Raw genomic sequence first — 18,432 nt, 5'->3', positions numbered from 1 at the left:
CGCCGAATCAAGCCGGCGCGCCGGTCTGCCCTTGTTGTTCGATCGCCAGCACAATCTGCTCGCACAGCCTATGTGTCTGCAGCGCATCTTCGGCCCAGCGGTGCTCCACTTCGGGCGCCCGCACGGCCGCCAGAAATTGTTCGATGATGGCCTCGAAGCCTCGGCGTTTGAGCACCGGCGTCCAGTCGTCAAAGCCATGCCGCTGCTCGCGGCCAAGGATGTGCTCGCTGGCTTGATTCAGGTTTTCGACCCGCCATTTGCTGCCTTCGCACATCAGTTCCAGGCATTCTTCGTTGGCACCACTGTCGCGGTTCATCAGGCCCAGGCCGGTGAAGCTGCCGGCTTTGAATTGCACGCTGACATGCGCCAGCAAACCCGCCCTTTTACCCGTCTCAACGCGCGCAGCGACAGCCAGCGTCGTGGGCTCGGACGGCGCCAGCCACCTCAACGTGTCAACGACATGAATGAAGTCATCAAAGATGAACTCGCGCACACCGGCCGGCTGGCCGACGCGGTGTTTTTGCAGCAGCACCAGATGCGGATCGGGCTGCTCGGCCAAGGTTTGGTAGAGCGGCGCGCAGCGCCGGTTGAAGCCCAGCATCAACAGCCGTCCGCGCGCGCGCGCCAAGGCCACCAGGCGCTCGGCGGCGGTCAGCTCATAGGCGATCGGTTTGTCGAGATAGACATCGACGCCCATCTCCAACAGCGCACTCGTCACCTCGACATGGGCGGCGGTGGCGGTGTGCACAAAGGCGGCCTTGGGCGCAAAGCGGGCCAAATCCTCGATGCTGCAGGCCAGGTTCTCGATCCGGTATTGCCGGCCCAGAGCCTGCAGCGTTGCGGCGTTACGCGAGCACAAGACCAGCTCGATATCGCTGCGCCGGCTGAGCAGCGGCAGGTAGGCTTTTTGGGCAATATCGCCCAGGCCGATCACGGCAATTCGCATCATTGGCGCTCCATCATTTAAATGGGGTCAGGTTCATTTTTCGCCATGGGCGAAACAAATGAACCTGACCCCAATTTCTTAGATCAGGCTTGCTGCGCCAGCATGAACAATTGCGTCGAGCGGGCACCGGAACGGCAAAAGGCCAGCACTGGGGGTGTTGCAGCGTCCAATGTTTGTTTCATGCTGGCTGCTTGCTCGGCGGTGATGGCGCCGCTTACCACCGGCAGGTAGACATAGCTTAGACCGGCCGCCTCGGCGGCGGCTTGCATGCTGGCGCTGGCGGGCTGATCGGCGCCGCCTTCCAGATCGGGGCGGTTGTTGATGACGGTCTTGAAGCCCATCGCGGCAGCGGCGGCCATATCGGTAGGGGCCAGCTGGGCCGCCACATAGAACTCAGGCGTGACGGAACGGACAGGGATGCTCATAGTTGGGGCTGACTTTTGGTTAAATTTTGGCAACTGCTTTGCCGACGCGATTTTCAGCAATTTCGAAGATCGCCATGCCCGCCAGCATAGCTAAAACGAAGACGACCGCCTTCGGGTTGCCCGTGGCCAGCGACACGATGGCCGGCCCAGGGCAAAACCCCGCCAAACCCCAGCCGGCGCCGAACAGCAAGCTGCCGGTGATGAGGCGGCGATCGATATCGCGGCGGGTGGGCAGGTGCATCGCGCCGCCCAGCAAGCTTTGGCTGCGCTGCTTGGCCAGCGCAAATGCGCCCAAGCTGACCAAGATGGCGCCGCCCATCACAAAGGCAAGCGAGGGGTCCCACAGGCCGGCCAAGTCCAGAAAGCCCAGCACCTTGCTGGGATCGGTCATGCCCGCCAGGATCAGGCCCAGTCCGAACAGCAGGCCGACGCCGAACTCGGACAGGCGATGGTGGTGTGAGGCTGAATGGCTGATTTTGCTCATGCTGTGCTCCGGATTCAGGCCAATAAATGGCGAACGACAAAGACCATGGCGAAGCCCGCGCCCATAAAGGCCAAGGTCGCCATCAGCGAGCGCGGCGACAGCCGCGACAAGCCGCACACACCGTGGCCGCTGGTGCAACCCGAGCCATAGCGGGTGCCAACGCCTACCAGCAAGCCGGCGGCTATCACGGTGGCCCAGCCCGCGTCGACCGTGGCCAAGACCGGGCCGGCCGCCCAGTAGTACAGCGCAGGCGCAGCCAGCATGCCCAGCACAAAGGCGATGCGCCAAGCAGAGTCACCGCTGCGCGGGCGCAGCAGGCCGCCGACGATGCCGCTGATGCCCAGGATGCGGCCATTGAGCAAAATAAAGGCGCTGGCAGCCAGGCCCAGCAAGATGCCGCCGGCCAGCGAGGCCCAGGGCGTGAAGTGCGTCCAGTCGATCTGCATGGTGTTTCTATCTCCTGATGAGGTTGCGTTCACTTGCCGCAATACAGCGCGTACAAAACGCCCATCACGGCCGTGGCTTGCGGACTGTCTATGCAGTAATAAATGTTCTTACCTTCGCGCCTGGTGCTGACCAAGCCTTCTTCGCGTAGCACGCCGAGCTGCTGTGACAAGGTCGGCTGCGCAATACCGACCAATTCTTCCAACTCGCCGACGCGCTTTTCGCCCTGGCTGAGCTGGCACAGCAGCAACAGCCGGTCCGGGTTGGACATCACCTTCATCAGCCGGCAAGCGGCATCGGCCGAAATGCGCAGCATGTCCAGATCAAGCGGCGTGGCCGCAGTGGCGCCGTCAGAGGGGGTGGGGTCAAGCAACATCGTGGCATTCCTTCACTTTCGATATTGACATTTTATTTATTGACAATATATTTGTCAATAAACTATTATTTGATCAAGCAAAGCCACTGTGGCTACCAAGGAACTCGCTATGTTGAACACGCCCGCCTCATGTGCCTCGCGCCAAGTCAAAGCCTTCTTTGATCCCGCGACTTGGACCATCAGCTATGTGGTCTATGACCATGGTGGTGGCCACTGCGCCATCATCGATTCGGTGCTGGACTTTGACCCCAAGGCCGGCCGCACCAGCACAAAGTCTGCGGATGAGCTGATCGCTTTTGTCCAAGCGCAGCGCTTGAGCGTGCAATGGATTCTGGAGACCCATGCCCATGCCGACCACCTTTCAGCGGCGCATTATTTGCGTAAAAAGCTGGGCGGCAAGATCGCCATCGGCGCCGCCATCACCGATGTGCAACAGGTGTTCAAGGGCATTTTCAATCTGGAGCCCGAGTTTCATCCCGATGGCAGCCAGTTCGACCACTTGTTCCAGCCCGGTGAGCAATTCGCGATCGGCGACTTGCGAGCCAGCGCGCTGGCGGTGCCCGGCCATACGCCGGCTTGCATGGCGTACCAGGTCGACGGGGCCGGCGAGCCGGCGGCCGTGTTCGTCGGCGACACCTTGTTCATGCCCGATGTTGGCAGCGCTCGTTGCGACTTCCCCGGTGGCAATGCCCAGGCGCTATACAAGAGCGTGCGCTCACTGCTGACTTTGCCCGCGAATACACGCCTCTATATGTGCCACGACTACCCACCCGAGGGCCGCACAGCCGCTTGGGAGACGACAGTGGCCGAGCAACGCGCCGGCAATATCCATCTCCGCGACGGCGTCAGTGAGCAGGACTTTGTGGCCATGCGCCGCCAGCGCGATGCCGGTTTGGCCATGCCAAATCTGATCTTACCTTCTGTGCAGGTGAATATCCGCGCCGGTGCCCTGCCGCCGCCGGATGCCAACGGTGTGGCCTATCTGCGCCTGCCGCTGAACTTGCTTTGAACGCAGGCCCCGTGATGCCCCTTCTGCATGTCGTCATCACCTTGGCGCTGCTGCTGGTGCACAGGCCTATATGTTTCTGGCACCCCGCCAGCCTGCTGCCGCCTGGGCCTGCGCAGCCAGATGTGGGTGGCGCCCTGTTTCGAGGGAGTGGCCTGGTCACCTGGCGGGCCGGTATGGACCATCTTGTTGTTGATCGCGCTGTTGTTGACGGAAGAGAGCGCGGCCAGCCACGCAAGTGCCCACCATTTTCGTGATGAAGTTCACGAAGCAGGCTTGCTGCCCCTCGGAACGCGGGGTTTTTGAAGCCAGTTGAATTCTCTAGACTGGCGCTCAGGCCATCGGGAGGACTTTCGGTGGGACTGACAAAGCTTCTGACCCACCTAAATAGGGACCCCATGAAAATCAAATCAATCGCTCTCGCTGCCGTCTTGGCCACTTCCGCCGGTTTCGCTGCCGCAGGCAATGTCTACGAACTGGGTGACATCACAGCAGACGGCGCCTTGTTTGTGTCCAGCACATTCAGCAAAAATGCCAGCATCGACGACACTTGGAAATTCAGCCTGACTGGTGAGAACGATGTGTCCACGCTGTTGAGCCGCACCTTCTCGACCTCTGTCGGTGCCATCACCTCCTTCGCCGCAACTATCTCCGGCGGCTCAATCGGCGCCCCCACAGCGCTGGAACTTTTCAGCAACAGCACCTCACAAGTGTTGTCGTTTGGCTCCAACTTGGGCGCCGGCAACTACAGCCTGACCGTGACTGGCGTGGCCAACCGCAACAACACAAACTATGTTTTCGCGGCCGATGTCACTGCCGTTCCTGAGCCCACAACCTACGCGCTGCTCTTGGCTGGTTTGTGTGCCGTTGGCTTCGTGGCCCGTCGCCGCTCAGCGGTTTAAGCCAGCTCGAACAGCGCAGGCCACATCGGCCCGCGGGTTTTGAGATCAAAGAAAGCGACGCCTCAGCGTCGCTTTTTTCATGGGCGCCGTGCCAACCAGACCCCAAACATGGCCAAACCCATGCCCAGCAGCGCCAGAGCGGTCAGTGTTTCACCGAATATCGCCCAGGCGAACAGCGCCGTGGTGGGCGGCACCAGGTAGAACAAGCTGGCCACATTGACCGCGCTGCCACGCCGTATCAATAGATTCAGCAAGCTCACCGCACCCAGCGACAAGACCAAGACCAGCCAGCCGAGTGCAAAAGCGAACTGCATCGTCCAGCGCACCTGCATGGTTTCGCTCAGGCTCGCGGCGAGCAGGGTCAGCGCCAGACAGGGCAGAAACTGAATTACCGAACCACTGCGCAAGTCGAAGGCCGGGCAAAAGCGCTTTTGATAGAGCGTGCCGGCGGTGATGCCCAACAAGGCCAGCAGCGCAGGTGCCAATTGCGCCAGCAGCAAGGTCCCGCCGGCGTTGGCCGCGAGTTTGTGGGCCACCACCAGGCCGACGCCGGTAAAACCAAAAGCCAAGCCCAGCCACTGGCGCGGCCGGACCCGCTCACCCAGGAAGGCACCGGCACCGAGCGCCGTCAACAGCGGCTGCAAGCCCACCACCAGCGCGGTGATGCCGGCTGGCAGGCCATGGCCAATCGCAATGAACACGCCTCCCAGGTACAGACCGTGGACCAGCAGGCCGGAGACGCCAATATGCAGATAGTCCTTCCTGCGACTCGGCCAAGGCGCTTTGCTGAGCCAGGCCACAGCTCCCATCAAGCCCAGCACGATGGCATAGCGCAGACTTAAAAAGCTCAGCGGCTCGGCATCTGGCAGGCCAAATTTGGCGCCGATAAAGCCGGTGCTCCAGAGCCCGACAAAGAGCAGCGGGTAGAGTTGTTGGAGTTGGGGATGCGCAGGCTGCGGCGAGTGGGTCGAATGCATGGCCTGCAGTATGGCCCGAGACCGCCATGGGCCAAGGCCAGTGCGTGAAAAGCGCCTACTCGGCCAGCTTGAAGCCCTGCACGGTTTGAAACAGTTCTTGCGCCTTGGCTCTCAAGGTGGTGGCCGAAGCCGCCATCTCCTCGACCATGGCGACATTTTGCTGCGTCACGTTCTCCATATGGTGGATAGCGGCGGTCATTTGCGCCACGCTGCCGCTTTGCTCGGCGCTGGCGCTGTTGATATTGGTCATGATGCTGGACACCGCCTGGATGCTGTGCACCACCTCGCTCATCGTGGCAGCGGCTTGATCCACCAGGGACGAGCCCTGCTCGACCCGCTCGACGCTGGTGTTGATCAGTGATTTGATCTCCCGCGCGGCCTCGGCCGAGCGGCCGGCCAAGGAGCGCACCTCGCTGGCCACCACCGCAAAACCGCGCCCCTGCTCACCGGCCCGGGCCGCTTCTACGGCGGCATTCAGCGCCAGAATATTGGTCTGAAAGGCGATGCTGTCGATCACGCCGATGATGTCGCCGATCTTGCGCGAGGCTTCGTTGATGCCCTGCATGGTGCCGACAAACTGCGACACCAACTCGCCGCCGCGCTCGGCCACCTTGCTGGCGGAGGACGCCAGCGCTTGTGCCTCGCGGGCACCGTCGACATTTTGTTTGACGGTGACGTTCAGCTGATCCATCGAAGCGGCCGCTTCTTCCAAGGCATTGGCGTGGCTGACCGTGCGGTCAGACATCTCGTTATTGCCGTCGGAAATCTCGACGCTGGCGTCGGCCACGCCGGCCGACTCCCGGCGAACCGTTGCAACGACAGCGACCAGGCCAACTTGCATGGTCTTGAGTTGCGCCAACAGGCTGCTGTTGTCGCCGGCCTCAAGCACGATCTCGCTGCGCAAATCGCCCGCACCCACGCTTTGCGCTAAGCGCACCGCGATGCGTGGCTCACCGCCCAGTTGGCGCAGCAGCAAGCGCACGATCAGCGAGCTGATGACGATCGCCGCGACTGCGGCCACCAGACCACCGACCAGCAGCAACATGCGAATCCTTTGGCTGAGTTGGTCGGCCTGGTTGGCACTGGCCCGGGCCGCTTCGACCTCGGCAGCGCGAAACTTCTCCAGCCGCTCACCCAGTGCCTCGCTGAGCTTGTCGAAGCCGGGTTTGTCGGGCGAGCCCTTCATCAATAGATTGCCGGCCTCCATGCCTTGGCTCAGATAGGCCTGCGCCATCAGCTTGCCGCCGCTGGCAAAGGTCTCGAAACTGGCGCTCAAGGTCTCCAACTCCTGCAGCTTGGCGGTATCTTTCTCGGCGAGGAACTGGCGGCGAAACTCGGCCACGTTCTTGCGAAACAGCTGCGCCGAGTTGTCCGCATCCTTGTAGCCGGCCTCGTCATGGGTGGCGGCCACATCGGTCAAGAACTGCTGCACATCCGAGCGGGCGAGATTCATCTCGTCCACCATCAAGGCGCGCGGCAGCGACTTCTCGCTGATAGTGTGGATGCCATCGGATAGCGTCGACACCATCAGCCCGGCGCCCAGCAGCGCCACAACGAACAGCCCGACGACCAAGCCAAACCCCAAAGTCAGTTGGGCCTTCACGGCGAGCTGTTTGAACATCGGAATTTCCTTGGGATGAGAGGCGCAAGCACAACACGACCATGCAGGCGCGGCACGCAGGCTTGCGTGAGCGTCGAAGGCTTCAAGTATGGGGCTGGCAGGGCCAGAGCCGAAACCAAGAAGAGCCTGGTTTGTGGCGCTTTTCGGACCGTGACCTTGGCCGGGCCGTAAGCGAAGTGGCCAGCGTCGAGTAGAGTCCGCATTTCGAAGCGCCCGACTTTTTCTAGCTCCCATGACCCGACTCCAAACCGAGCTGCAACGACTCTACGACCCGCAGACGGCCTCGCCCCTGGAGCAAGACCTGGAGACGGTCTCCGATCAGGTGCGCATCGTCGTGCTGGCCTTGGCTGGGCCGGCCGACTGGACGCTGATGGCACGCGTTTGGCGCGGCGCACAGGCCGATCTGGCCTTGCCGGCGCCGGCGATTGCCGTCTCGGGCGTAGAGGGCTATTTGCTTTGTTTTTCGTTTGCCGAGCCACAGCCGCACCGGCAGGCACTGGCTTTTGCCGAAGCCTTGCGGCTGCGCTACCTGGACGATGTGGACAAGGCCCGCGTCGTGATCTCGACGCCCGACAGTGCGGCCTTGCCGCCACGGCAGATCGATGAACAACAAGACCATTGGTCGGCCTTCGTGGCTCCCGACCTTGCACCCGTGTTCTCCGCCGAGCCTTGGCTGGACATCGCGCCCAGCCGGGAGGGACAAGCGGACCTGCTGAGCCGTTTGGACAGCATCCAGCGCGCAGATTTCAGCGCCGCAATGGCGCGGCTCGGTGCCGCGCCCGGCCCGGCGGCTGCCGTGGCCAGCGCAGGCAGTGCAGCCAGCACCGCCAGTACAGGACACAAAGAGCCGGGCCTTGGCCCCGAGCGCTTTTTGCTCAAGGTCATGAATGATGAATCGGTCGCCCTGGCGCTGCGCATCGAAGCGGCGAAGGCCTTGCTGCAGGCAAAAAAATAGGCGCTCGTCACGCGGACGGCGCCCATTGACCGCAGCTGTTGCGGTTTACTTCTTGGCGTTCACGGCGTCCTTGAGGGCTTTGCCGGGTGTGAACTTGGCAACGGTCGCGGCGGCGATTTCCAGCGCCTCGCCGGTGGCGGGGTTCTTGCCGGTGCGGGCAGCGCGCTCGCTGACCTTGAAATTGCCGAAGCCGAGGATGGCAACCGAGTCACCAGCGGCCAGCGCTTCGGTGATAGCGCTCAGCGCAGCGTCCAAACTGGCCGTTGCGGCAGCACGGGTGGCGCCAGTCTTGGTGGCAATGCTTTCGATCAGTTCGCTTTTGTTCATCAGATATCCAGTGGGTGCAAATAAGAAAATCCCGGTGACGGGGCCGCGATTATCAGGCTTTCGGCCCTTGGTCCGAAAAATTTGCTGGCGCGGGCGGGATTTGGCGTTCGGGAGGATCGCGGTCAAGCGCCGTTCTAAAGCCGCGCGACACGCGCAACTTTGCCCCTGAACTGAGCGTCAGCTCGGCCTCGCCGCGAGGCAGCGTAGCCAGTGCCTGGATATGCTGCGGGTTGACCGCATGCGAACGATGCACGCGCAAGAATTGACCCTGCGTGAGCGGATGCGCCAGAAAATCGGCCAAGGTGTGGCGGTCCAGATGGCTGGCGCTGGCGGTGTGCAGCTCGATGTAGTTGTCGGCGGCGGCCACCCACTCGACCTCGGCCAGCGCGAGCTTGATCAGACCTGGGCCTGTAGCGGCACGCGCCGCCACCAACCAATGACCTGCCACCGGTTGCATATCTTGCAGGGCGCTGAGCAGGGCCAAGCGCGGCTTGGCTCCAGCCCTTGTTTGGGCCATGCGCAGGCGCAAGCGCTGCACCGTCTCGGCCAAGCGCTCGGCGCTGAAGGGCTTGAGCAGATAGTCCACCGCGTTCAGCTCGAAGGCCCTGACCGCGTATTGATCAAAGGCGGTGCAGAACACGCACAGCAGCTGCGACGGTAGCGCCAGCGCCAGTTCCAGGCCGCTGATGCCGGGCATTTGAATGTCCAGCAAGGCGGCATCGACCTGCAGGTTTGGCAGCAAAGCCAAGGCCTCGTCTGCATCGCCGGCTTCGCCGACCACTTCGATATCGGGCATGGCCGTCAGCAGCCGCCGCAGCTTTGCGCGCGCTGGCGGTTCATCATCGACGATCAGAATTTTCATGACAATTCGGCCGGCAAACGCAGGCTCAAACAACTGCCGCCGCCGGCCTCGGCTGTTAGCGCCACCTGCGCTCGCTCGCCATACAGGCTCAGCAAGCGCGCCCGCGTGTTGGCCATGCCGACCGCGCCCTCGCGGTGATCGCGTTGCGCCGCAATGCCGCTGTTTTTTACGGTTAGAAGCAAGACGCCCGCCTGCACTTCGGCGCTGACGCTGACCCGCACCGGCCCGCTGCTCTGCGCGACATCGTGGGTGATTGCGTTCTCGACCGGCGCGATCAAGAGCAGCGCCGGCAGCAGGCAGCGGCGTGCGTCCTCGCCGGCCTCGATCTGCACGCTCAGCCGCTCGCCAAAGCGCGCTTGCATGATGTTCAGATAGGGTTCCACCAGGCTCAACTCTTGCGCCAGCGTGTGGCGAGGCGTCTCCTGCGCCGTCAAGGCCTGGCGCAAGAGCGCCGCCAGGTCGCACAAGATGCGGTCGGCCCGCGCGACGTCCTCATACATCACCGATGAAATCAGGTTCAAGGTGTTGAACAAAAAGTGCGGCTGAATCTGCTCGGTCAAACGGGTCAGCCGCGCCTCGGCCAAATCGGTGCGCAGCTGCAGCAGCTCTTGCTCACGCCGCCGCATCGCCACCCGCACATGAAGGCCATGGCAGATGGCGATGATGAAGGCATAGCTGACCAGGTCCTTGCCCGCCTCGTAGGCCAGAATCCCTGCAGCGCTGCCGGGCTCGTAGGTCAAGCCGGCCAGCGCATAGGTGGCGAAGCGCAGGCCGAACATGCCGCCCACATGGGCCAGCATGTAAGCGGCCGCACCGAGCAGTTGATGGGCAACCAAGCGCAACCAGCCCGACCGGGCCAGGCCCAGCACATGCCAACGGTAGATCAAGGGCCCCAGCAAGCCCGTCATCAAGACCGAGCTGAGTTCCCACAAAAACGGCTCCCAGGGGTGTTGTCCGCCGCGCTCCAAATAATGTTGCAACTCGGCCAGGCTGAGCAGCAGACCCACGGCCAAGACGCAGGCCGCATAGAGCCAGTTGGCACCGCGACCTGGGTCCGCCCGCGTCATGCGGGCACTCCCACCACGCCGTCTGCCAGCAGCGCGGCGATAGCGTCTTCGTCGTAACCCAGCTGCCGCAGCAATTGATGGTTATGCTCGCCAAGCCTGGGCGGGCTCAGGCGCAGACCCAGGCGCTCACCGTCCAAACTCAGCGGTAGCAGCGGCACGCGGGTTTCACGCCCATCCGGCAGCGTCATCGGTGCCAGGCCGCCGGTCGCCAGCAGATGCGGATCATTCATCAGCTGCTCGGGTTTGGTGATGGGCGCGAAAGGCAGGCCGGCGGCCTCGAACACAGCGGCAATCTCGGCCGCGTGGCGGTCCTGCAAGCGCCGGCGCAGCTCGGGCAGCATCCATTCGCGCGCCTGCACGCGCAGATTGTTGTTGGCCAGGCGCGGATCGGCCTGCAGATCGCTCAGGCCGAAGGCCTGGCAGAAGATCGCCCATTGGGTGTCGCTGACCACGGCCAGAAAAATCTGCTCGCCGCCGGCCACCGCAAACACGTCGTAAATCCCCCAGGGCGAGATGCGCTCGGGCATGGGCGCCGCCGGTTTGCCGGTGACGGCGAACTGCATCATGTGCTGCGCGACCAGAAAGATATTGTTTTCGAACAGGCTGGCCTGCACCTGCTGGCCGCGCCCCGTGCTGTGGCGTTGTTGCAGCGCCGCCAGCACGCCGATGGCGCCGAACATACCGCCCATGATGTCGTTGACGCTGCTGCCGGCGCGCAGCGGGTCGCCCGGCCGGCCGGTCATATAGGCCAGGCCGCCCATCATCTGCACCACCTCGTCCAAAGCGGTGCGGTGCTCGTAGGGGCCGGGCAGAAAGCCCTTGTGCGAAACATAGATCAGCCTCTCGTTGAGCCGGCTCAAGGCCTCATAGCTCAGTCCCAGCCGGTCCATCGCGCCGCTCTTGAAGTTTTCGCTGAAGACATCGGCGCTGGCCACCAGCCTCAAGACGATCTCCAGCCCGCGCGGGTCTTTGACGTCGAGGCTGAGGCTGAGCTTGTTGCGGTTGAAGAGCGGGTAAAAGCCGGCCCCTGCGCCGAGCAGGCGACGTGTGCTGTCGCCCTCCAGCGGCTCGATCTTGATCACCTCGGCGCCCAGGTCGGCCAGCACCATGCCGCAAGTCGGGCCCATCACCATATGGGTGAACTCGATCACGCGCATGCCGGCGAGGGGCAAGGTTTGGCCTTGAGGCCGGGTTGGAGCTGGCATCTCGTTCATGGCCTGAAGTATCCCGTAGCTCTCGCATTTGCCTCCTATCAAGTGCTCGGCGCTGGAAAGGGCTTAGCATCAAGCACAAGCCGCCCAAGGCCGAGGGGGAAAAATCATCATGCTTCTGCGAGTGGCCCTCTATCGCCGAACTGCCGGCTCACTTTGCAGGCTGTTGCTTCAATGCGGCTGCTTGATGCTGCTTGCCAGTCTGAACGGCTTGGCGAGTGCGCAAAATACCGCGCCTGTGCCTACCGCGCCTGTGCCGCTGCCCGGCTTTGCCGAGTTGGAAGCTGCCGGCGCCACCATCGGCGAGATCCGCGTGCTGGCCGAAGACATTTTCGACACCCAGGACCCGGATGAAGACAAACTGCTGTTCCGCTGGGCCAATGCGCTGCATATACAGACCCGGCCCGAGGTGATTCGGCGCGCGCTGCTGTTCAAAACCGGCGAGCCGGTGTCGCTGCGCTTGATCGAAGAAACCGAGCGGCTCCTGCGCAGCAAACGCTATCTCTACGATGTACAAATGCGCCCGGCGGCCGTTCACGACGGCGTGGTCGACATCGAGGTGCTGACGCGCGACACCTGGTCGCTCGACCCCGGTATCAGCGTTGGCCGCTCGGGCGGCGCCAACTCCGCCGGCATTCAGCTCAAAGAGTACAACCTGCTCGGCACCGGCACCGCGCTGTCATTCGGGCATTCCCGCAATGTGGACCGCAGCAGCAATGAATTGCAATTCTCCAGCGACCGCACCTTCGGCAGCTGGACCGCCGTCTCGCTCAGCCTGGCCTCCAACAGTGACGGCCGGCGCCAGGCGGCCTCTATCGTCCAGCCCTTCTATGCCTTGGACTCGCGTTGGGCGGGGGGCGTGTGGGCGGTCAAGGATGACCGCATTGACGCGTTCTACAACGCCGGCGAAATCGCCAGCCAGTATCGCCACAAGCAAGATCAGGCCGAGGTCTTTGCGGGTTGGTCTCGGGGCTTGGAGAGCGGTTGGGTACAGCGTTACTCGCTTGGCATCAACTACCGTGATGATGCTTATGCAAGGGAGGCCGGCTTGGTCGCACCGACGCCCATGCCCAGCAATGAAAAGCTGGTCTCGCCCTTCCTCAGATACACCTTGATCGAGGACCGCTTCGACCGTGAGCTCAATCGCAATCTGATCGGCCGCCCGGAGTTCTTCGCCTTGGGCCTGGCCTCCAGCGTGCAGCTCGGCTACGCCGCCACCGGCCTGGGGTCCAGCCACGCCGCCTGGCTCTATTCGGCCACACTGAGTCGCGGCTTCGAGCCCGCACCCAAGCAGACGCTGATCGCCTCGGGCGCGCTTTCAGGCCAATATGCTGACGGCAAGATTCGGCGCCAACAGCTCAGCGGGCAAGCGCAGTACTACTTGCCGCAGTCGCCGCGCTGGTTGTTTTATGCGGCGGCGTCAGGCGCGGTGCAGACGAATCCCGAGCCGGTTGACGCTTTGCTGCTGGGTGGCGACAACGGCCTGCGCGGCTATCCGCTGCGCTACCAGAGCGGCAGCCGCAGCGCGCTCTTCACCGTCGAGGAACGCTTCTACACCGACCTCTATATCTGGCGGCTATTTCGGATCGGCGGCGCGGCGTTTTTCGACGCCGGGCGTGCCTGGGGCGCTGAGCCAAATTTCGCCAATACCGTCAACGCGGGCTGGCTCAGTGATGTCGGCTTCGGCGCGCGCATCGTCAGCGCGCGGGCGGCCTTCAGCAATGTGCTGCATGTGGATTTGGCCTTTCCGCTCAATGCCACCGCCGACATCAAGAAGGTCCAGTTCCTGGTCAAGACCAAGGCCAGCTTCTGATCTCGCCCACAGTTCACGCGCCCACCCGGCGACTCGTCGGCGCTGCTGTTTAATCATCGCAACGCCTCGCTTGGGTCGGCGCAGGCGTACCAAGATGCGCTCCATTGACCCTTCAACAACGGAGCATCAACATGAGCCAGCCCCAAGTCGTTTCAAGTTCCCCGCTCACACTCGAACAGCAGCGTCAAGAGTACGCAAGCCGCCGCTTCCTCGCCATGCCTTTGGCGGGCACGCTGGCATGGAGCCTGATCGGCCTCGTCGGCTGGCTGGGCACACCGTATCAGGCGGTGATGACGCTCTACTTCGGCGCGGGCTCCATCTTCTACCTGGGCGTCTTGCTGTCGCGCTTCACCGGCGAAAACCTGCTGGCCAAGAACAAGCCCAAGAGCGAGTTTGACAAGCTCTTCATCTCCACCGTCCTGATGAGCTTGCTGGTGTTTGCCATCGCACTGCCTTGGGCCGCGCAAGACCATCGCTCGGTGCCGCTGAGCATAGGCATCCTGGCCGGCTTGATGTGGCTGCCCTTCGGTTGGGTGATACAGCATTGGATCGGCGCCTTCCACGCCATCGCCCGCACTTTGTTCATCGTGGTGGCCTGGTACGTGTTCCCCGAGCAGCGTTTTGTCGTGATCCCGGCCATCATCGTAGGCGTCTACATCGTCTCCATCGTGGTGCTGGAGCGGCGCTGGAGGCAGAACCATGGCGGCATGCCCAGCGCGCGCTCGGCGTCACCGATCATTGCCTAGCCTTCGAGCGGAGCGCATATTTCCTGCGCAAACTTCGTGCGAGACTGCTTGATCATTCCTTCCACGCATCCTCCACGTATAGGCAGTAACGGTCATGAAAATTTGCATCGTCGGCGCAGGCGCCATCGGGGGCTGGTTCGCCGCCCATGTCGGCCAACAACTGGGGGCCGAAGTTCAGCTCAGCGCGCTGGCGCGTGGCGCCACCCTGGCGGCGCTGCGTCAGCATGGTTTGCGCATGGACACCGTCGCCGGTGAGCGCATCAGCGTGCCCATCCTGGCCAGTGACAAGCCGCAGGACCTGGCTCAGCCCGACTTGATCGTTGTTGCCGTCAAAGGCCCGGCGCTGGCTGCCGTGGCGCCTAACGTCAAGGCGCTGCTGGGCCCGCAGACCCGCGTGCTGGTGGCGATGAACGGCGTGCCTTGGTGGTTTTTCAATGGCTTGCAAGGCCCTTGTCTGGGGCTGCAACTGCAGTCGGTTGATCCGGAGGGCGCTATCGCGGCGGCCATTCCCGCAGAACGCGTGATCGGCAGCGTCGTGCATGCGAGCTGCTCTAGCCCTGAGCCCGGTCTGGTCAAGCATGTGATGGGCATGGGCCTGATCCTGGGCGACCCGGCCGGCGGGCGGCCGGCTCATATCACCGAACTGGTCGCGCTGCTGGGCCGAGCCGGCTTCAATGCGACGGTCTCAGAGCGCATCCAAAAAGACATTTGGTACAAGCTCTGGGGCAATATGACCATGAACCCGATCTCGGCGCTGACGGGTGCCACCTGTGACCGAATCCTCGACGATGACTTGGTGCGCGGCTTCGTCACCGCCGTGATGCTGGAGGCCAGTGCCATCGGTGCGGCGATTGGCTGTGCGGTGGATCAGACCCCGCAAGAGCGCCATGCCGTCACGCGCAAGCTCGGCGCCTTCAAGACCTCGATGCTGCAAGACGTCGAAGCCAGCCGGCCGCTTGAGCTGAACGCCTTGGTCGCCTCGGTGCGCGAGATCGGCCAGCAGATTGGGCTGGCGACGCCCTATACCGACGCGATGTTGGGGCTGACGAGGCTGATGGCGCAGACGCGGGGGCTGGTTTGAGGGCTTTGCGGATCTTGGCCTGCCCCGACTGCTACTTCCTAGCGTAGGTGATCTTGTTGCTCCCGCCATCGCAGCTGCCTACGACCTTGGCTTCAGCACCGACCTTGTCAGTGGCAACGATCTCAAGCGTGTAGCCCTGCACGCCCTTTTCGTCGAGCTTTGCGGCAATCTCGGACTTGAGTTCTTCACAGGGCTTGGCTGCTTGCGCAGCACCAAGGCCGAACACCAGGGTAAGAGCCAGGAAGGCGTATCGTTTGTTCATGCGTCTCTCCAAAAAAAGGTGGTCGAAACTCAGCCAGTTGCTGGCGGGTGAGCTCACCCGTCTCCCTGTGTATTGGACATGATGTTCCCGGCACCCGGAAGCCCCGCAAGGGTATGCCCTGGGTTCAGTCCGCCGGCTGGGCTACACAAAGTCCGGCGCGCTTGTCCTTGAAGAACTCCCAAGCGAGTTCGGCGGTCTCGAAATCGGCGCTTTGCGCGCCGGTCAGCCAATTGATCCAGCGCGGATAGCGCCGCGTCGGGCTGGGTTCGGCATGCCCGCCACCGTCAATACGTATCAGACTCACTTGCACTCGTTGCGGCATGTCGCCCCATAGCCAGCGCGTGGTGCGGGTTCTGTCCTTGGTATCGCGATGGGGCAGTTGCTGTGGTTCGGCTTCATTGGTCAGGCCGGCAAGCTGTCGCCATATCAAGGCCGAGGCTTCGACGCCCAGCATGGCGCCAGCCTGACGCCGGTTCTTCAGAAAACTACCACCGCCATAACGCACCAGCGGATCGGTGCTGCTGGCGATCAACAAGGCCGAGATCGGCGTCTGCGGTGGCGCGCATTGGCTGTTCAGCGGCATCGAGGCCAGCACGGCCGAGAACGCCGCCAGCTTGGGCGCCAGCTCCGCCGCCAGGCGAAACGCCATCATGCCGCCCTTGGAAACGCCCATCACATAAACCCGCGCCGGGTCTACGCCTTGTTTTGCGACCAGTTCATCGATCAAGGCGCTGATAAAGCCGCAATCGTCGCTCTTGGCATTGACGCGCGCATCGGCGAATGCGTCGTTCCAACTGTGGCCTATGCCGTCGGGCGCCGCCAATAGCCAATGCTCACGCCCGGCAATCTCCAGCCAATGAGCCAGCGGCGAGGGCGGGAAGCCTTGGCCCAGCATCTGCGCTGCCGAGGCGCCAAAGCCGTGCAAGAGAATCACCAAGGGCCGCGCTGCATTCGACTGTTGACTGGGCTGAGCCAGCAGGAACTTGCGTGGGCCTTCGGGGCGTTGCAGCTGATGTTCGCTGATGGCCGCCAGCGGGCCTTTGACGACGCTGCTGCCAAGCAAGAAATGGCGTACGAAGGACAGCGGCCAGGCCATCAGCTCAGCTCGCCGGTCTGTAGCCGCCACAACGCCGCATACGCCCCAGCCTGCGCAACTAACTCGTCATGCGTGCCGCTCTCGACGATGCGGCCGCGTTCCAGCAAGTGGATGCAGTGGGCTTGGCGGACCGTGGACAAGCGGTGCGCGATCACCAGCGTCGTGCGGCCCTGGCTGACGACATTGAGCGAGCGCTGAATGGCCGCCTCGGTTTCGTTGTCGACCGCGCTGGTCGCTTCGTCCAGGATCAACAGCGGCGGGTTCTTCAATATCGCGCGCGCAAGAGCTAGCCGTTGACGCTGGCCGCCGCTGAGCTTTTGCCCCCGCTCGCCGATGCGGGTGGCAAAGCCCAAGGGCAGGCGCTCAATGAATTCCAGACTCTCTGACAGCCGCGCCGCCTCATGAATCTGTGCCTCGCTCGCCTCGGCCATGCCGTAAGCGATGTTCTCGGCGATCGTGCCGTCGGTCAAGAAGCTGTCCTGCGCCACATAGCCAATCGCGCGCCGCAGATCCTGCAGGTTCAGCTCACCGATCGGCCGGCCGTCAAACAAGATGCGGCCCTGCTGCGGCTCGTAAAAACGCAAGAGCAGCTTGACCAAGGTGGACTTGCCCGAACCGGTGCTGCCGACAAAAGCAACCGTCTGGCCGGCCGGGATGTTGAGGTTCAGGTCTTGCAACGTCGCCTGCTCGGCATAGGCAAAACCGACGCCCTCGAAGCTCAGCGCGCCACGGGCTTGTGCCACCGGGAAATGTTCGCCCTCATAGGCTATTTTGATCGGCGTGGCCAGCAGGCCCAGCGCTCGCTGCGTGGACGCCATCGAGCGCTGGTACATATCGGCCACCTCGGCCAGCCGCGTCATCGGCCACAGCAGGCGCTGGGTCAGGAAGACCAGCACCGAATAGGCGCCGACCGCCAAGTCGCCATGAATCGTCAACCAACCGCCATAGAGCAAGGTGGCGGTGAAGCCGGCCAGAATGCCCATGCGTATGACCGGCGTGATGGCCGAGCTGAGGCGGATCGCGCTGGCATTGGCGACGCGGTAGGCATCGCTGGCCTGGCCGATGTGGGCTGCTTCCAGCGTCTCGGTCGCGAAGGCCTTGATGGTGGCCAGGCCGAGCAGGTTGTTATTCAAGCGCGCCGACACGTCGCCGGCCGCCTCGCGCACCACCGCATAGCGCGGCGCCAAGCGCTTCTGGAACCAGAAGGTCCCGAACAAAATCAGTGGCACCGGCAGCAGCGCCACCACCGCCAGGCCCGGCTGCAGCGCAAAAAACACCGCGCTGACCATGATGGAGGAGCAAACCACCTGGATGATCTGATTGGCTCCGCCGTTCAAAAAGCGCTCCAGCTGATTGATGTCGTCGTTCAAGACCGACATCAGCGCCCCGGTGCGCTGATTTTCGAAGTAACTCAGCTCGAGCCTTTGCACATGGCTATAGGTGTCCAGGCGCAACTCATGCTGGATGTTCTGCGCCAGGCCGCGCCATTTCAGCTCCAGCAAATACTCGAAGCCCGACTCACCAATCCACACCGCGATGTTCAAGCCGCCCAGGAACAGCAGCTGCTGCCAGGTGTCGGTGATGCCGAAATTGACGAGTAAATTCTTGGCCAGAAAACTTTGATCGCCGCGCACCACGACGTCCACCGCCGCGCCAATCAGCACCTCGGGCAGGATGTCGAAGAACTTGTTGAGGATGGAGTACAGCGTGGCGAGGCGGATGTCGCGCCGGTGGCCCTGGGCATAGGCCAGCAGTTTTTTCAAAGGATGTGATGTCATGGGGCTGAAGCGTACCGCAGCCAGACGGGCGGCCTTGGGCTCTAATCGGGCGC

The 18,432-nt window shown here is 63.0% G+C and carries 20 protein-coding genes; 6 read left to right on the top strand and 14 right to left on the bottom strand.

Annotated elements, in window-relative coordinates; all coding sequences use genetic code 11:
• Positions 1-7: 7 nt before the first annotated feature.
• From LNV09_RS00785 to LNV09_RS00765, 5 genes are all read right to left on the bottom strand, one after another.
• Entirely contained in the window at positions 8-949 is a 942-nt protein-coding gene (locus LNV09_RS00785; RefSeq protein WP_263555163.1) for a Gfo/Idh/MocA family protein, read from the bottom strand.
• Between the two features lie 80 nt (positions 950-1,029).
• The gene (locus LNV09_RS00780) at positions 1,030-1,371 is read right to left on the bottom strand and encodes a protein tyrosine phosphatase family protein (protein ID WP_263555162.1); all 342 of its coding nucleotides are present in this window, start codon (positions 1,369-1,371) and stop codon (positions 1,030-1,032) included.
• A gap of 19 nt (positions 1,372-1,390) precedes the next feature.
• Entirely contained in the window at positions 1,391-1,855 is a 465-nt protein-coding gene (locus tag LNV09_RS00775) for a YeeE/YedE family protein (RefSeq protein WP_263555161.1), read from the bottom strand.
• A 14-nt stretch (positions 1,856-1,869) separates the two neighbouring features.
• A complete protein-coding gene (locus LNV09_RS00770; protein WP_263555160.1) occupies positions 1,870-2,301 on the bottom strand; it encodes a YeeE/YedE family protein in 432 nt (143 codons plus the stop codon).
• Between the two features lie 29 nt (positions 2,302-2,330).
• Complete coding sequence (locus LNV09_RS00765) at positions 2,331-2,675, bottom strand: ArsR/SmtB family transcription factor (protein WP_263555159.1); 345 nt, start codon at positions 2,673-2,675, stop codon at positions 2,331-2,333.
• A gap of 109 nt (positions 2,676-2,784) precedes the next feature.
• Here LNV09_RS00765 and LNV09_RS00760 point away from each other — a divergent pair, with 109 nt between their 5' ends.
• A complete protein-coding gene (locus LNV09_RS00760; protein ID WP_263555158.1) occupies positions 2,785-3,684 on the top strand; it encodes an MBL fold metallo-hydrolase in 900 nt (299 codons plus the stop codon).
• Positions 3,685-4,079: 395 nt separating this feature from the next.
• The gene (locus LNV09_RS00755; protein WP_263555157.1) at positions 4,080-4,583 is read left to right on the top strand and encodes an FxDxF family PEP-CTERM protein; all 504 of its coding nucleotides are present in this window, start codon (positions 4,080-4,082) and stop codon (positions 4,581-4,583) included.
• Positions 4,584-4,660: 77 nt separating this feature from the next.
• Here the strand turns inward: LNV09_RS00755 and LNV09_RS00750 are convergent, their stop codons facing one another.
• Entirely contained in the window at positions 4,661-5,560 is a 900-nt protein-coding gene (locus LNV09_RS00750) for a DMT family transporter (protein ID WP_263555156.1), read from the bottom strand.
• A gap of 55 nt (positions 5,561-5,615) precedes the next feature.
• Complete coding sequence (locus LNV09_RS00745) at positions 5,616-7,181, bottom strand: methyl-accepting chemotaxis protein (RefSeq protein ID WP_263555155.1); 1,566 nt, start codon at positions 7,179-7,181, stop codon at positions 5,616-5,618.
• 232 nt (positions 7,182-7,413) lie between these two features.
• On the opposite strand from LNV09_RS00745, the gene LNV09_RS00740 reads away from it, so the two are divergent.
• Positions 7,414-8,136 carry a hypothetical protein gene (locus tag LNV09_RS00740; RefSeq protein ID WP_263555154.1) on the top strand — a complete coding sequence of 241 codons (723 nt, stop codon included), beginning with the start codon at positions 7,414-7,416 and terminating at the stop codon, positions 8,134-8,136.
• A 45-nt stretch (positions 8,137-8,181) separates the two neighbouring features.
• Here LNV09_RS00740 and LNV09_RS00735 read toward each other — a convergent pair whose 3' ends face one another.
• The 4 genes from LNV09_RS00735 to LNV09_RS00720 are packed head-to-tail and all read right to left on the bottom strand — an operon-like array spanning position 8,182 to position 11,597.
• Positions 8,182-8,463, bottom strand: coding sequence for an HU family DNA-binding protein (locus LNV09_RS00735; RefSeq protein WP_263532836.1), 282 nt, complete (start codon positions 8,461-8,463; stop codon positions 8,182-8,184).
• 52 nt (positions 8,464-8,515) lie between these two features.
• Positions 8,516-9,325, bottom strand: coding sequence for a LytR/AlgR family response regulator transcription factor (locus tag LNV09_RS00730; protein ID WP_263555153.1), 810 nt, complete (start codon positions 9,323-9,325; stop codon positions 8,516-8,518).
• Positions 9,322-10,392, bottom strand: a complete 1,071-nt coding sequence (locus tag LNV09_RS00725) for a sensor histidine kinase (protein WP_263555152.1) — start codon at positions 10,390-10,392, stop codon at positions 9,322-9,324. Before LNV09_RS00725 ends, LNV09_RS00730 begins: the two co-directional genes overlap by 4 nt.
• Positions 10,389-11,597, bottom strand: coding sequence for a CaiB/BaiF CoA transferase family protein (locus LNV09_RS00720; protein WP_411969207.1), 1,209 nt, complete (start codon positions 11,595-11,597; stop codon positions 10,389-10,391). Before LNV09_RS00720 ends, LNV09_RS00725 begins: the two co-directional genes overlap by 4 nt.
• Before the next feature lie 193 nt (positions 11,598-11,790).
• Here LNV09_RS00720 and LNV09_RS00715 point away from each other — a divergent pair, with 193 nt between their 5' ends.
• The 3 genes from LNV09_RS00715 to LNV09_RS00705 all read left to right on the top strand — a co-directional run bounded on the left by LNV09_RS00715 (position 11,791) and on the right by LNV09_RS00705 (position 15,243).
• Positions 11,791-13,416, top strand: a complete 1,626-nt coding sequence (locus LNV09_RS00715; protein ID WP_263555150.1) for a BamA/TamA family outer membrane protein — start codon at positions 11,791-11,793, stop codon at positions 13,414-13,416.
• Positions 13,417-13,547: 131 nt separating this feature from the next.
• The gene (locus LNV09_RS00710) at positions 13,548-14,162 is read left to right on the top strand and encodes a DUF7010 family protein (RefSeq protein WP_263555149.1); all 615 of its coding nucleotides are present in this window, start codon (positions 13,548-13,550) and stop codon (positions 14,160-14,162) included.
• Between the two features lie 94 nt (positions 14,163-14,256).
• Positions 14,257-15,243 carry a 2-dehydropantoate 2-reductase gene (locus LNV09_RS00705; protein WP_263555148.1) on the top strand — a complete coding sequence of 329 codons (987 nt, stop codon included), beginning with the start codon at positions 14,257-14,259 and terminating at the stop codon, positions 15,241-15,243.
• 31 nt (positions 15,244-15,274) lie between these two features.
• Here LNV09_RS00705 and LNV09_RS00700 read toward each other — a convergent pair whose 3' ends face one another.
• From LNV09_RS00700 to LNV09_RS00690, 3 genes are all read right to left on the bottom strand, one after another.
• Positions 15,275-15,505 (bottom strand): DUF1161 domain-containing protein, encoded by a 231-nt coding sequence (locus tag LNV09_RS00700; protein WP_263555147.1) that lies wholly within the window; start codon positions 15,503-15,505, stop codon positions 15,275-15,277.
• A gap of 124 nt (positions 15,506-15,629) precedes the next feature.
• Entirely contained in the window at positions 15,630-16,601 is a 972-nt protein-coding gene (locus tag LNV09_RS00695; protein ID WP_263555146.1) for a CE1 family esterase, read from the bottom strand.
• Positions 16,601-18,379, bottom strand: coding sequence for an ABC transporter ATP-binding protein (locus LNV09_RS00690; RefSeq protein ID WP_263555145.1), 1,779 nt, complete (start codon positions 18,377-18,379; stop codon positions 16,601-16,603). The genes LNV09_RS00695 and LNV09_RS00690 overlap by 1 nt, the downstream gene beginning before the upstream one ends.
• Between the last annotated feature and the right edge of the window lie 53 nt (positions 18,380-18,432).

Source organism: Paucibacter sp. B2R-40, from assembly GCF_025717555.1.
Lineage (GTDB): Bacteria > Pseudomonadota > Gammaproteobacteria > Burkholderiales > Burkholderiaceae_C > Paucibacter_A.
The sequence above is the reverse complement of the archived record's forward strand: the minus strand, read 5'-3'. Positions and strand labels throughout refer to the sequence as shown.

What these genes read in the sequence shown, in the direction of transcription:
- LNV09_RS00715 (WP_263555150.1), top strand. Translation starts at nt 11,791, where the DNA reads ATGCTGCTTGCCAGTCTGAACGGCTTGGCGAGTGCGCAAAATACCGCG.
- LNV09_RS00710 (WP_263555149.1), top strand. Translation starts at nt 13,548, where the DNA reads ATGAGCCAGCCCCAAGTCGTTTCAAGTTCCCCGCTCACACTCGAACAG.
- LNV09_RS00770 (WP_263555160.1), bottom strand. Translation starts at nt 2,301, where the DNA reads ATGCAGATCGACTGGACGCACTTCACGCCCTGGGCCTCGCTGGCCGGC.
- LNV09_RS00760 (WP_263555158.1), top strand. Translation starts at nt 2,785, where the DNA reads ATGTTGAACACGCCCGCCTCATGTGCCTCGCGCCAAGTCAAAGCCTTC.
- LNV09_RS00750 (WP_263555156.1), bottom strand. Translation starts at nt 5,560, where the DNA reads ATGCATTCGACCCACTCGCCGCAGCCTGCGCATCCCCAACTCCAACAA.
- LNV09_RS00735 (WP_263532836.1), bottom strand. Translation starts at nt 8,463, where the DNA reads ATGAACAAAAGCGAACTGATCGAAAGCATTGCCACCAAGACTGGCGCC.
- LNV09_RS00705 (WP_263555148.1), top strand. Translation starts at nt 14,257, where the DNA reads ATGAAAATTTGCATCGTCGGCGCAGGCGCCATCGGGGGCTGGTTCGCC.
- LNV09_RS00695 (WP_263555146.1), bottom strand. Translation starts at nt 16,601, where the DNA reads ATGGCCTGGCCGCTGTCCTTCGTACGCCATTTCTTGCTTGGCAGCAGC.
- LNV09_RS00785 (WP_263555163.1), bottom strand. Translation starts at nt 949, where the DNA reads ATGATGCGAATTGCCGTGATCGGCCTGGGCGATATTGCCCAAAAAGCC.
- LNV09_RS00765 (WP_263555159.1), bottom strand. Translation starts at nt 2,675, where the DNA reads ATGTTGCTTGACCCCACCCCCTCTGACGGCGCCACTGCGGCCACGCCG.
- LNV09_RS00730 (WP_263555153.1), bottom strand. Translation starts at nt 9,325, where the DNA reads ATGAAAATTCTGATCGTCGATGATGAACCGCCAGCGCGCGCAAAGCTG.
- LNV09_RS00690 (WP_263555145.1), bottom strand. Translation starts at nt 18,379, where the DNA reads ATGACATCACATCCTTTGAAAAAACTGCTGGCCTATGCCCAGGGCCAC.
- LNV09_RS00725 (WP_263555152.1), bottom strand. Translation starts at nt 10,392, where the DNA reads ATGACGCGGGCGGACCCAGGTCGCGGTGCCAACTGGCTCTATGCGGCC.
- LNV09_RS00775 (WP_263555161.1), bottom strand. Translation starts at nt 1,855, where the DNA reads ATGAGCAAAATCAGCCATTCAGCCTCACACCACCATCGCCTGTCCGAG.
- LNV09_RS00700 (WP_263555147.1), bottom strand. Translation starts at nt 15,505, where the DNA reads ATGAACAAACGATACGCCTTCCTGGCTCTTACCCTGGTGTTCGGCCTT.
- LNV09_RS00740 (WP_263555154.1), top strand. Translation starts at nt 7,414, where the DNA reads ATGACCCGACTCCAAACCGAGCTGCAACGACTCTACGACCCGCAGACG.
- LNV09_RS00720 (WP_411969207.1), bottom strand. Translation starts at nt 11,597, where the DNA reads ATGCCAGCTCCAACCCGGCCTCAAGGCCAAACCTTGCCCCTCGCCGGC.
- LNV09_RS00780 (WP_263555162.1), bottom strand. Translation starts at nt 1,371, where the DNA reads ATGAGCATCCCTGTCCGTTCCGTCACGCCTGAGTTCTATGTGGCGGCC.
- LNV09_RS00745 (WP_263555155.1), bottom strand. Translation starts at nt 7,181, where the DNA reads ATGTTCAAACAGCTCGCCGTGAAGGCCCAACTGACTTTGGGGTTTGGC.
- LNV09_RS00755 (WP_263555157.1), top strand. Translation starts at nt 4,080, where the DNA reads ATGAAAATCAAATCAATCGCTCTCGCTGCCGTCTTGGCCACTTCCGCC.